12 protein-coding genes are annotated in these 12,789 nt (G+C 61.8%); 1 reads left to right on the forward strand and 11 read right to left on the reverse strand.

What is annotated here, in order from left to right; genetic code table 11:
- Positions 1-36: 36 nt before the first annotated feature.
- The 9 genes from M1E07_RS13320 to M1E07_RS13360 form a co-directional block, all read right to left on the reverse strand.
- A complete protein-coding gene (locus M1E07_RS13320; RefSeq protein ID WP_461187148.1) occupies positions 37-519 on the reverse strand; it encodes a helix-turn-helix domain-containing protein in 483 nt (160 codons plus the stop codon).
- Between the two features lie 127 nt (positions 520-646).
- Positions 647-1,903: a hypothetical protein gene (locus tag M1E07_RS13325; protein WP_461187149.1), complete on the reverse strand. Its 1,257-nt coding sequence runs from the start codon at positions 1,901-1,903 to the stop codon at positions 647-649.
- A 276-nt stretch (positions 1,904-2,179) separates the two neighbouring features.
- Positions 2,180-3,613 (reverse strand): lipopolysaccharide biosynthesis protein, encoded by a 1,434-nt coding sequence (locus M1E07_RS13330; protein ID WP_461187150.1) that lies wholly within the window; start codon positions 3,611-3,613, stop codon positions 2,180-2,182.
- Positions 3,606-4,841: an aminotransferase class I/II-fold pyridoxal phosphate-dependent enzyme gene (locus M1E07_RS13335; RefSeq protein WP_461190399.1), complete on the reverse strand. Its 1,236-nt coding sequence runs from the start codon at positions 4,839-4,841 to the stop codon at positions 3,606-3,608. The genes M1E07_RS13330 and M1E07_RS13335 overlap by 8 nt, the downstream gene beginning before the upstream one ends.
- Positions 4,780-5,787: an SDR family NAD(P)-dependent oxidoreductase gene (locus M1E07_RS13340; RefSeq protein WP_461187151.1), complete on the reverse strand. Its 1,008-nt coding sequence runs from the start codon at positions 5,785-5,787 to the stop codon at positions 4,780-4,782. The genes M1E07_RS13335 and M1E07_RS13340 overlap by 62 nt, the downstream gene beginning before the upstream one ends.
- Before the next feature lie 5 nt (positions 5,788-5,792).
- Positions 5,793-6,851 carry a sugar phosphate nucleotidyltransferase gene (locus M1E07_RS13345; protein ID WP_461187152.1) on the reverse strand — a complete coding sequence of 353 codons (1,059 nt, stop codon included), beginning with the start codon at positions 6,849-6,851 and terminating at the stop codon, positions 5,793-5,795.
- 3 nt (positions 6,852-6,854) lie between these two features.
- A complete protein-coding gene (gene neuC, locus M1E07_RS13350) occupies positions 6,855-8,015 on the reverse strand; it encodes a UDP-N-acetylglucosamine 2-epimerase (RefSeq protein ID WP_461187153.1) in 1,161 nt (386 codons plus the stop codon).
- On the reverse strand, positions 8,016-9,068 hold the full coding sequence (locus tag M1E07_RS13355) for an N-acetylneuraminate synthase family protein (protein ID WP_461187154.1): 1,053 nt from the start codon (positions 9,066-9,068) through the stop codon (positions 8,016-8,018).
- Positions 9,058-9,777, reverse strand: a complete 720-nt coding sequence (locus M1E07_RS13360; RefSeq protein WP_461187155.1) for a PglD-related sugar-binding protein — start codon at positions 9,775-9,777, stop codon at positions 9,058-9,060. Before M1E07_RS13360 ends, M1E07_RS13355 begins: the two co-directional genes overlap by 11 nt.
- A 198-nt stretch (positions 9,778-9,975) precedes the next feature.
- Here M1E07_RS13360 and M1E07_RS13365 point away from each other — a divergent pair, with 198 nt between their 5' ends.
- On the forward strand, positions 9,976-10,743 hold the full coding sequence (locus tag M1E07_RS13365) for an acylneuraminate cytidylyltransferase family protein (protein ID WP_461187156.1): 768 nt from the start codon (positions 9,976-9,978) through the stop codon (positions 10,741-10,743).
- Between the two features lie 61 nt (positions 10,744-10,804).
- Here the strand turns inward: M1E07_RS13365 and M1E07_RS13370 are convergent, their stop codons facing one another.
- Together M1E07_RS13370 and M1E07_RS13375 are read right to left on the reverse strand one after the other, a co-directional pair.
- Positions 10,805-11,836: a hypothetical protein gene (locus M1E07_RS13370; protein ID WP_461187157.1), complete on the reverse strand. Its 1,032-nt coding sequence runs from the start codon at positions 11,834-11,836 to the stop codon at positions 10,805-10,807.
- Between the two features lie 56 nt (positions 11,837-11,892).
- Positions 11,893-12,789, reverse strand: coding sequence for a glycosyltransferase family 2 protein (locus M1E07_RS13375; RefSeq protein WP_461187158.1), 897 nt, complete (start codon positions 12,787-12,789; stop codon positions 11,893-11,895).

Genomic DNA, 12,789 nt, shown 5'->3' on the forward strand with positions numbered 1-12,789 from the left:
GAAACGGGGAATGGCCGGTCCGAAGTCCTGGGATTTCTAACCGGCCATTCTCTTCTTTTGCCGTAGGTGCGGGGGCAAGGTGTACTGCCCAGGCAGGTTGGTTAAGCGGCTGATGGGCGGCAGGCCTCCGATTGCTGTGTGGGGCCTGCGGTGATTGTAATGGTGCAACCAGGCCGGGAGGGCGTTTCTGCGGGCTGATTCGGTCGCGTGGACCGTGGAGGCAGGCATAGCCAGCTTCGCTCCAATCTCAATGGGCCCCAGCCGTTGCTTCCAACGCAGGTGCATGACCTTGCGAACCAGATGCTGCGGGGTCCGGTTCGCCACCCGGTGCGGGCTCGAGGACCGGTCAACCATGCCCGCCTCGCCCATCGCGGCGTACCGCTCAGCCCAGCGCTTGGCCGTGGGCCAGGCGCAGTTGTACTGTTCGGCAGCCCGGGACACCGGCCATCCGTGGCCAATGATCAAACGCGCGACGCGTAACCGTTGGCGTGGCGTCAAAGCGGCATTAGCGTGGGACATGAGGACCTCCTGGTCGCCTCAGCGGTTGTCTAAGCAACTCCACTGTGCAACCGGAGGTCCTCACCCATGAGTCAACGACTCCAGCGAGTCATCACATTCACCCAACCAACCTCCTTGGGCACTACAGCTAGGCCGCTGTGCCCCTGTCCGCCACATGCTGCGGGGACCTCTTCCGTCGCGCTACGTCAGCTGCCAGAGACCTGGCCAGGAGACCGACGCCCAGGGCGACGCCCACCCAGAGGCTTGATCCGAGCCGGTCTGCCTGGGTGTAGACCGGATGCCCGACGACGCTGAGAATTCCGTAAAGGGAGAGTGCTACTCCGGCCCAGCCGGCAGGAGGCAGCAGTTGCTCCCGCATGGCCCGCACGTATCCCATTACGCCTGCAACGAAAACGAGCATGTAGGCCGCGTTGGCGGGAAGGGCCAGGATGAACCTCCAGAGGAAGTCGACTTCTAGCCCCATCAGGCGGTTGAACGGATCGTCCACAGGGGGGTGGCGGAAGTGGTCTGTAAAAGTGTCCTGCAGGCTCTCGTTGAGGCCCGGGAAGCCAAACAGCGAATTGATGGCAAGGGAAGCCACGATCATCAGGGTCGCAATAAGGATGGCCAACCGGATCTGGCTGTAACGGCGGTAGGCCTTGAAGACGAGCAGTCCGATGCAGACGAGCAGGATGCTCACACACAGCAGCACCGCGGAGGAATATTTGAAGAAGAACACCAACGCCAGGCCGAGTGTCAGCAGGAACGCTCCTCGCCGTCGTGAGCCGCGCAGGATGCGGGCCAACCCGATGGCCATGACCAGGGCCGACGCGAGCGTTGGGCCTTCGGCGAGAAGCGCAACGCCGTGCGGGATGCCGGTGGGCAGCAGGTAGAAGGCGAGTTGGACCAGCAATGATGGCACAGATTTGAGCCCGGCCAGTCGGGCCAGCCGTGCGGCGAGCATCCCGGCGATGGCGGTTGAGACGACGGCGACCAACCACATCCCCTCCCGCTCACCAAAAAGCCGCATGAAGGGAATCGACAAGAGCGGGAATCCCACCCTCGGCGTAAAAATGGCCTGGTACTGGGGGTTTCGATCAACCCAGCCGATAACCGGTCCGCGGCCTGCGACCGTTTTGGAGACGCAGTCCTCGAGTGTCCCCTGGTAAGGCACTGAGGGGTGCTTGCAGAATTCGGTGAACGCGTGCAGCCATGCCTGATCGGCCGGAATTCCTTGCAGTTGATCAGCGATTCGTATGTATTGGACAGTGTCGCCCCACACGACTCCCGGCCCCACCATGGCGACGGCCATGATGAAGAGCAGGGCGAGTCCGGCGTGTGCCGAGACTCTTTGCAGTCGGTGGTTCCACAGGCCGGCGCCGTCTGTCACAATGATGGTCCTCATACAAGTAGCAGCCCGATAACATTCTCCAGGGTGATATCGGAAATCCCCTCAAGAATAGTACCTTCGTTGAAGGCTTAACCTTGCGTCGGGCGCAGGGGCTAGGGAATCTCGACCGGCACGCAAGATGACCACTGCGGACGACTAGATGTAGAACACTTTTGGCCCGGTACCGCGAAAATGCCCGGGAGGAAGATGTTTGGGCCTGCAGCCGCCTATTTTCGACCTGCCGCCGGAAGCGATAAACATCTTGCCTCAGCCATTGGTCGACTCATCAACTCATCTGGTTGCGCCCATCGAGCGACGACGCGAACGAATTCGCCAGACGGCTGCAGCAGCGATCAGGAGCACGCCAACGATCGCCACCGTAAAAACTCCGGTGGAAACGTCCCGCGGAAGAACCAACAGCACTCCCACGTAGACCACCGCAGACGTACAACATGCGACGTAGGTCCGCAGTTCCCATCCCCCGGCCGCCCGCCGTCGGACGATCAGATAATAGGCCAGACCCAGCACCAGGAAGGTAAGCGCGGAGGTAACGGCCATTCCCACAAGGTCTCCGGCGAAGGCCGGGACGAGCGCCGCCAACGCGCCCAGAACCAGCACGCCAGGCGTTATCACCGACAGCCACCATGTTGCATTTTCAGCAAACAACAACGTGGTGGCGTTCAGGTAGAGCACATATCCCATGGCTATGAGGGGCATTATCTGGGCGACCGGTATCAGGCTTTCCTTGCCCCCTGCCATCACGTGCGTGACGACGTTAGCCCCCGCTGAAGCAACGATGACTATGCCGAGGGCAGCGAAACTGGCCGTACGCATGGTGGAGCGAAGCCGTTCAACGCGCTCTGCTCCGCTGACGGCCAGCAAGGCCGGAACCCAGGCATTGTTGAGCGCACCCAGAAGAGTGATAGTACCCAGCACAAAGACCTGGACTTTTCCATAGTCTCCGGAGATACCGTCGGCAGCCGTGACAGCAAGCAGGAAGACGGCCCCCTGGGTAAGCAACATCAGCGCGCCGGTGTGGGGCAGGACAGGCAGGCCGATGGCCAGGCTCTCCCGGACCGCTCCTCGGTGAGCCAGCGGCCAGGAGGGCTTCGTGATCATCACGGCGACGACGGCACCGACGAGCACCAGCACTCCGTATCCGAGCATGAAGATGCCGGCCTCGGCGCCGAACAGGAGCATCGCGAGGAGACCGCCGCCATAGGCAGCCATTGACGAAACCAGGCTGAGCATCACGAAGGCGACAGGACGGCCCTGCGCGCGCAGGATTGCCTGCCCGGCGAGCACACTGGACTGCAGCCCCATGGCAAAAAACGCGATGGCGAAACTCGGCGAACCGCCGTCGCTGCGGAAGAAGAACCAGGCGACTCCTGCGGCCACGACCCCCAGGACGGCGCCGCCTATCGTCATGAACCCACTCACGGCGCGTGCCCGGGCAGGACCGGCGGGCTCGAACCAGACCTTCGTGATGGCCAGCGGCAGTCCTGCCGCCGCCAGCACCACACCGACTTGGATGATCGACACGGACAGGAACAGCTCTTGCCACTCGGAATCGCTGTTCAGCAGGTGCAGCACAAACGGCTGGACCAGGAAGACGCCCAGACCCTGCATCAGAGCGCCCACCAGGTAGAGCAACGAGTTGCGTCCGGTACCCGCCGCCAAGGCGGCTGGGGTTCCGGGAACAGCGCTCTGATCCGTACTAGCCACCGTTAAGCTGAAGCCATTCCAGGACGCGATCGATGACGCGTTTCTGCTCAACTGCTGTCAGCTCCGTTGAGCAGGGCAGGGAGAGCCCCCGGTGGAACAAATCCTCCCCGACGCTGCCGCCGATCAGGGCCGCATCTTTCAATGGCGGCTGCATGTGAAGCGGACGCCACAGCGACCGGGACTCAATATTCACCGCGGCAAGAAAATCCTGAAGCTCGTCGCGTGCTTCAGTGCCTCGGCCAGCTGGCACCTGAATCGAATACAGCCAGTACGTGGACTCCTGGCCCGGCAAAGCCGGCGGCGTCTGGATCGCTGTCCCGGCAAAGGCCTCGTTGTAGCGCATGGCAATTTCCCGCTTGGCGGCGACGAAGCCGTCAAGGCGCTCAAGCTGGGCGACACCCAGTGCGGCCGCAATGTTGGTAAGGCGGTAGTTGAAGCCAATTTCGTCGTGCAGGTAGCCTCGGTCCGGGGTGCGCGCCTGCGTGGAAAGGTGCTTCGCACGCCTGGCCAGATCCTCGTTATCGGTGGTGAACATTCCACCGCCACCGGTAGTCATGATCTTGTTCCCGTTGAAGGAGTAGGCACCCATGTGACCCACCGTTCCGACGTGCCTGCCCTTGAGGGGGCCGCTGGTCCACGTGGCACCGAGTGCCTCAGCTGCGTCCTCGATGACAGTGATCCCGAACTCGCCAGCAAGCTCCATGACGGCTGCCGTGTCTGCCGGCTGGCCCAGGATATGTACGATCTCGATGGCCTTCGGCAGCTTCTCCCCCGCTTCGCGCCGACGTACGAGCTCTGTTCGGAGCTTGTCTACATCCATGCACCATGAATCTTCACGGGAATCCACGAGGAGCAGTTCCGCGAACTGGTAGGAAGCAGCGTTGGAACTGGCCATGAACGTGAAGTCCGAGACTGCAACCAGATCGCCCGGCTGCACGCCGGCCAACCGCATCGCAATGTGAAGCGCCGCAGTACCGGAGGAACAGGCAACGGCGTACTTGGCCCCGACATACTCGGCAAAAAGGGTCTCAAACTCGTTGACAAAGCGCCCAACGGACGAAACGAAACCGCTGCTGATCGCTTCGTTCATCAGTTCAGCTTCGCGTGCGCCGATGTTGGGTATTGCTAAGGGAATTCGCGACACGTAATGCCTTTCTTGCGGAAATCTAGCGGGCGTACTTTGCTGCTGCCGTGGCGTCCACGCCGCGGGCCTTGATCCACTCGGCAGTCTGGCGGAGGCCTTCTTCCAGGTTGACCTTGGGAGCCCAGCCCAGCTCGGCCAAAGCCTGCGAAGGATCAGAGAGCAGGCGCATGACTTCGCTGGCTTCCGGCCGGACGCGCTCGTCCTGGGTGACGATTTCCGCCGTCGACCCGGTTACCTTGGCGGCCATCTCGACGAGGTCACCAATGGTGACGTCATAACCGGTACCCAGCTGAATCACCTGCCCCGACAGCGGAATATCGGCGGTTGCGGCGCGGAAGAAACCGTCCGCTGTATCCGTGACAAAGGTGAAGTCGCGGCGAGGCGTGAGGGAACCGAGGTGGATTCTTTCGGCTCCACCAACCATCTGCTGGAGGACGGTAGGAATAACTGCACGTGCAGACTGGCGGGGACCGTAGGTGTTGAACGGCCTCAGGACCACCACCGGCGTCTCGAAAGAACTCGCCCATGCTTCGCAAAGCTTGTCGGCCGCGATCTTTGTGGCGCTGTACGGCGACTGGCCGCGAAGTTCGTTCTCGATCGTGATGGGAACGGTCTTCGGGGTTCCGTAGACCTCCGACGTCGAGGTGTTGACCAGGCGGCCTACACCGTGACGGCGCACGCCCTCGAGCACGTTGAGCGTGCCCACAACGTTGGTCTCCACATAGGACCGGGGAGCCTGGTACGAGTACGGGATCGCAATCAGTGCGGCGAGGTGCAGGACTACATCGGCGCCCTTTACCAGGTCTGACACAAACTCCGAGTCCCGAATGTCGCCCAACTGCAGGTCCACAGCGTCGCGCTCGTCGGGGCTGAGGTCATCGAGCCAGCCGTACGATCCGTTGGAGTTGTACACGCACAGGGCCTTCACATTCGCGCCCTCTGCAATGAGGCGCTGCGTGACGTGGCTGCCGATAAAACCGTCGGCGCCGGTGACGACCACTGTCTTGCCTTTAATGTCCTGGTAGTTCACGGCTATCACTGGCCTTTCGCTGTTGCTAGGTCTTTGGGTGTTCCGACATCGATCCAGTCGGATTCGATGGGCCAGGCGGCCACGTTCTTTGAACTGTCGATGCAGGCTTTCACCAGGTCTGGCATCGAGAACGGCTCCATGTAGGGAACCATCGCCAGCGCCTCGGGCGACACGGCATAAATCCCGGTGCTGATTTCAAACTCAACTGTGGGTTTCTCGACTACCGAACTGATTGAGCGGTCAGCACCAATCTCGAGCACTCCGAACGGCACCTGATGCGTGTAGGGGCGGGCTGCAACCGTAACTGCGGCCTGCTTGGCGTCGTGGAAGGCCAGCAGGTCGGCTGCGGAGTAGCGGACCATGAGATCCGCGTTGGTCACAATTACCGGTTCGGTGATGTTTTCCACCTGATGGTAGAGGAGTCCGAGGGCGCCCGCGGTGTTCAGCGGGGTTGCGGGATCCTCATGCAGGTAGGCGATCCTGCAGCCGAGCCTGGAGCCGTCCCCCAGGTGGGCTTCGATCTTGTCGGCGAGATATGCCACTGACACGTAGATATTCGTTATTCCTGACTCAACCAGGCCAAGGATGATCCATTCGATGATGGTCCGGTCCGCCACCGTCATGAGGGGCTTGGGCGTGTCCTTCGTCAGGGCGCCAAGTCTCGTACCCTTGCCTCCGGCCATGATCACGGCGATGTTGTTCAGCGGTTTGCGGCCAACGATGTCGTTGAGGGTATGCAGACCCACGAGCACTCCGTGATCATCAACCACCGGAACTTCGCTGATCCTGAGGCTACGCATGAGGTCCAGAACCGACGGGCGGGTTGTCGCGGGGCCGACGACGTGCGGAGCGGCACTGGCGAAGTCAGACACAGGCGATTCAAGATCGGCTCCGCGCAGGAGACCTCGGCGAATATCGCCGTCGGTGACTACGCCCAGGAGTCGGCCGTCCTCGGCGGTCAGCAGGGCTATGGCCGAGGCGCCGCGGTCGATGGCTTGAAGGGCCTGGCGCACGGTGGCTCCGGGCCCAATGCAGACGTTTCCCAGCGTTCCGTCAATGGTCATACTTCAACTCTCCAGCGGTAAGTCAATAAAGGCCTTGGTCAGGCCTTCTGCAGGGCTTCCCAAAATTACACGTTTGATCGGCTCGGCGGAATGTGAATTCCCGTACGGATTGACCACACTGCTGCTCAACAGACGGAACTGCGCGCTCAGGGCCTTTTCAATAGTAGCGCGAATCTCGGTACGGTCGTCCCGGCAGTGAAGGACGTTGGCCCCTGACTCCCGGCCCCGCTGCCGTTCGCCGATGTTTACCACCGGCACGTGGAAGGAGGCGGCTTCCAAAATGCCCGACGACGAGTTGCCCACCAGGGCGCGCACCGTGGCCATCACCCGCGGGTAGAGGGGACCGAGGCTTTCCCGCACCACCACGCCCTGGATCTCGCTGGATTCAATGTCCTTTAGCACGGCGATGATGTGTTCCCGGCCGGCATCGAAGCCCGGGTATGTGAGGATCGTTGTTCCTGCCTGGCTGATCACCTCTTCGAAGACCTGGCGTGCCAGCTCCCCTGCGTTCTGTTCCATCTCCGCCGTCGCCGGGTGATATGTGGCCATCACGAGAGGCTGAACCAGGGGTATCCCGAATTCGGCCAGGAACTCATCGTCCGTCAGCGGCGTCGGATTCGCGAAGCGGTCCAGTCCCGGTGCGCCCGTTTGATGAATCCGCTCGGCGGCCTCACCGAGTTGGGCGACGCGGCGCACAGCCTGAGCCGTGCTGACACAGTGCTGGTCCGCGAGTTTGGTAACCGCGTGCCGCACCCGCTCATCAAGGGCGCCCTCGGTGACCTCACCGCCGTGCAGGTGGATCAGCCGGATGCCACTGATGACAACCGGGGGCAGTGCGTAGAGAAGCTCCCATCTGTCCCCGAGGACGACGACGGCGTCCGGCGCCACGTCGGGCAACAGGTCCGCGACGGCGGCGCTGAGCCTGGCTCCGTATTGTGCCTGAAGAACCGGCGACGGTTCGGCCAGGTAGAGCGCCAGCTCGTGATGGGTGAAGGTTCCTTGCCGGAGCCCGGCTTCCAGCAGCCTGTCCTGGGCCGTGCCTTGGGGGAAGCCAATCGCGGTAGCGATGTGGAGCTCTATGCTCGGGTCGGCCGCCAAGGCCACCAGGACAGGGCCCAAGGGAAACAGGTCCGCCCTGGTGCCGGCAAACGCAAGAACCTTCATCTAGGCGAGGTCTTCGCTCGTCAGCGCTGCGCCGGACGTGATTGGGCGGACGGCTTTCGCGCCGAGGACGCGTGCTGAGGGCGGAAGCCCGCCCTCAGGGCGGAGGATTGCAACATCGCCAGGTGTGATGACGGCGCCAGCGGCAATGTCACGCGCCGCATGATAGGAGCGCCGCACCAAGGAGGCATTCGCCTCTTCACTGGGCATCCGCCGTTTGTTTCCATCTCCCAGCGCCGCATGAGCGGCGCGGACTGAATCAACATACGTCGCAAATTCTGCCCGTTCCAAGGAAGCGGAGTGGTCGGGACCGTTCCGGGTCTTGTCGGTGGTGATGTGCTTCTCCAGCAGGGTGGAACCCAGTGCTGTGGCTGCGATGGCCGTGACGGAGCCCGGGGTGTGATCCGACCACCCCACCTCCACTCCGAATTCCTCCCGCAAAGCGGGAATCGCCCGAAGGTTGGCTTCGTCCAATGGCGCAGGGTAGGCCGACACACAGTGCAGCAGGACTGTGGCGGGAGCTTTGGCTGTGGCCTCCAGGGCAGCGGCGATCTCAGGGCGCGTGCCCATGCCGGTGGACACGATCATGGGGATGCCAAACTCCGCGATGGCGGAGAGATACGGGGTGTTGGTGAGTTCGCCGGAGCCGATCTTAAGACCCGGGACGCCCAGGTTGGCAAGCATCAGTGCGCTGTCAAAGTCGAAGGGTGTGGAGAGGAAGGTAATCCCCCGTTCATCACAGTGGTCGCGCAGCTCCGCCCAGGCCGTTTCAGGCAGCGTGAGGCGCGTCAGCATATCCGACTGGGACTCCGCAAACCCTGCCAGCTGTTGGTACGGCGTGGTTCCTGCTGTGCTGGTCACCAGTGCTTCCGGTTTGAAGGTTTGGAACTTCACAGCGTTCGCACCGGTATCGGCCGCCATGTCGATCAGCTCGTGGGCAACCGTGACATCGCCGTCGTGATTGACGCCGGCTTCGGCAATGATGAAGATTTCTTCCGCGCTGCCAATCTGGTGGCTGCCGAACTTCACGGATCCGAAATGGGGGTCATACGTCAACTGACAGACCTTTCGTAGATTTGGAGGGCTTTGCGGGCACCCCGACATATGTTGTCATACCTGCCAGCGGGCGGTTTGCCACGGCGCCTGCTCCGAGCAGCGCACCGTCGCCCACGGAAACACCCGGAAGTATTCGGGCTCCTGACCCAACGAACACCTGTTGACCGACGGAAGCTGCACCAAGAAGGGCGGCAGCCGGTGCCACGTGGCTTCCTGCCCCAACCTCCGCTTCATGTTCAACGATGGCTCCTGTATTGATCACTGCAGCGTCGTCTATTCGGGCCAACGGCCCAACGTGGGCGTGTTCGCAGATTTGGGTGAGCCGACCGAGAGTCGCTGTAGCGTCGACAGACGCTGTGGCGGCAATCAGGGGCTGGAGCAGCGGCGCAAATCGGGGCTCCGCCAGAAGCGAGGAGGCTATACGGGCACGGACGGCGTTGTCGCCGATTCCAATGGCAATCGACAGTGACTGGTCAACAGCGAAAGCCAAGGCGGCGCCGTCGTCCGTGAAGTAGCGGAGCCCGGCGCCGTGGCCCGTTAGGAAGGGCGCATTCTCCCGGAGAACGGCCAGCTCTTCCGGCGACGAATCACCGAACGAGACGTCGCTGACGGCCGCAACGGTGTCTCCCCTGCCCCTGACTATGGCTGCCAGGCTGCGGCCATGGCCCGAGGCCCCAATGATCAGCCAACGTACCGGCTCAAGTTTCAAAACAGACCTCCTTTCACTGCTACAGAACGCCTGCACCGCGCACCAAATGCCTTTGACATCATACTTTGGCGAGACGCGCGACCGCGGGAACGCTGCGTGCAGCGCGAATCACGGTCTCCACAACAGACAAATGTACTGTTGTAGTAAATGCCTTGCGGCGAGTGCTGCCACCCACACCATATGAGGTTGAAACTAACAATGAACGAGAATTCGCCTGAACCGAAAATCCTTGCCGTCATCCCAGCACGTGGCGGTTCAAAGGGACTTCCTGGCAAGAACATCCGTCCGCTGATGGGGAAACCCCTCATCGCGCACACCATCCTGCTGGCCTCCACTCTCGGGCCGAACGTGCGGACCATTGTTTCGACGGACGACGCAGGCATTGCCGCTGCAGCCCGTGAAGCCGGCGGAGATGTCCCATTCCTGAGGCCCGCTGAACTGGCCAATGATACGGCGCCCATGAGCGTCGTTCTCCGGCATGCACTCCAAACCATGGAAAAGATGGACGGAACAACCTACGATCTGGTTCTTCTGCTGGATCCGACCAGCCCAACGAGACTTGGCAGCGATATCGCGGACGCAGTGGAGCGCCTCGAAACAAGCCCGGAGTTGGACGGTGTGATTTCAGTGTCTGAACCCTCGTTCAACCCGATTTGGGTAGGCGTCAAACCCAGAGAGGGCGGCCACGTTTTGGAGCGATACTTTGATGAGGGCACGGGTGTTATTCGCAGGCAGGATGTCCCGCGCTTTCTTCGCATCAATGGCAGCTTCTACGTCTGGAGGGCGGAATATATCCACCGGCTGGAGACCAGCTGGTTCGACGAAGGAACGCACGGATACGTGGAAATCCCCGAGTCACGGTCTTTTAGCATCGATGACGAAGGCGAATTCCTCCTACTGGAAGCTGCAGTTAAGGCCGGGTTGGCGCCGCTTCCCGGATATTCGCCGAAATCCGAAGAGAACTGACCTCTGCAGGATGCACGCGGCGGCAGCCCCGTTTGACGGGGCCGCCGTCGCCTTGGCACCGTCAGGCGTGGAGCGGCTCAACAGGAGCCAGCGCGGGCAATTGAGGCAAAGGCGACGGCAGGTGCTTCAGCGGGTGCCGCATCCAGTGCCAAGGGGACAGGCCCTTCTCCGTTGCGTGAGCACCATGTGGCACCTCCTTGAGGCCCAGGACGGTCTGTACCTTCGTTAGGGGTCCGCTGGCCCAGTACTCAAGGAATGGGCCAGCTGTGCTCTTATCCCACCCCAGTAGGTGCTTCAGCTCTTCCGGTCTCCTCATGTCGCCATGGCCCAGCTCCGCTTCGGCTAGTTTAATGAGGACTGACTGCGGGGTTGTTTCATCGTAGAATTCGGGCCAAATTTCACGCATGATGAGACCGGGGTCCGCTGCAGCATTGTGCCCGAGCTTGAAGTCCGGGCCGTAAATGGCCACTTCAGCACCACTGACCGCAGCGTACATTATTGATGTGGAAAGACGGTTGGAGACAACTCTCCGGGCCTCTGACATCATGGTCAAAATTCGCCCGATAAACTTTGGGTCCCTTCGGTCCCCGGCACTGACGACCTCGTGACCGGCGGCCTTCCATGCAGTGAGAATGACGTCATCATGCAGGTCATCAATGTGGAGGCAGACCCGGGCCGGCCCTTCTTGGTCCCTTACCATTCGCGCATAAGCGCCATGGTCGCCGTCGACCTTTAACAGCGCCGTTCCGTGAAGAGGCAAGACCAGAGCCTTTTCCCCACGCTGCGGCAACGTGCCCGAGTCCTTTGCCGCCTGCAGCAGGTACAGATAGGGGGCACCCACCGCGGTCAGCATGTTGGTGCCGTCCTCGAAGAAGTTGCCGGGATCTCCAGGGCTCCAGGCACGCGAGGTGCTCGTCCAGGACAGCCGGCGCCGGGAGGGACCCCAACCGGCAAAATCGCCAAACTGAGCGGTAACCGGGCTGCTGACCGTCCAGCCGTGCTGGATCAGCCCCGCAACGTGCCGTAGCCGCTTAATGCCGCAGTAGCGGGCAAAGACAGCCGAGTGGCCGTAATAGTGGTTTTGAATGTCCATAAGTGGTCAATGGCCCCTCGGGTCGAAACGTGGATCTGGAATGTCTTCCCTGGCCCTTAAGGCCGGACGGCGTGGGCCACCAGTTTGCGCAGGCCCGGCCACATTCCCTTCGAAACGACCTTTGGAGTAAGCGATGCGGCGTTCAGGCGCGACGTCAGGTGCCAGCGTGCTGAACGAGCGGCACTGTCCCAGCCCTTGGCGCTGAAGTCGCGTACACACTCATCGAAGAAGGCCCGTTCCTCGGCAAACCGCCGGCCATCCAGCGCACGGACGGACGAGTCAGACTCACGGTGCCGGCGGTACTGGAAGCAGACGGTGTCCAGCACAGCCATCTTCCCCCCACTAAGAATGATGTCGATGGCCAATGCCAGATCCTGAACGACGTCGTACTGCGGCCGGAAGTCATGTTTTTTGACGGCTTCGGCGCGCCACGCGACGGACGGGAAGTACAGCCAGTCCCCGATCATGAGGCTCTCAGCAATAGCCTCCCCTGAGACGATTGCCTCTGAAGACTGGCCCACGAGCCGGTGCCGAAGGTACTGCTTGACCTTGTCGCCGAGGGGCGCATAAACGGCACCGTTCTCGTCAATGACCTCAACGCCCGGCTGCACAATGCTGACGGAAGGATCCTGGAATGCCTTGCGTACGGTGCTGATGTAGTTTGGGAGCATAACGTCATCTGCACCCATGATGACCACGACGTCGTGCTCGACCAGGCCCACGCACTTCTTGTAGTTGCCGTTGGCACCAAGGTTCTGTTCGTTACGGAAGTAGCGGACCCGATCGTCGCCTGCCACGAGGGCGGCGAAGTAATCCGGCAGGCTGTCATCCGGATACCCGTCATCCACGATCGTGAAGCGGAAGTCCCTGTCGTCCTGTGCGAGTACCGAGTCGACTGCAGCTTTCATCATTGCCACGTCGCCGTAGTACGGGAACATTACGTCAATAGTCAC

The sequence above is a fragment of the Arthrobacter sp. Z4-13 genome (assembly GCF_054792705.1).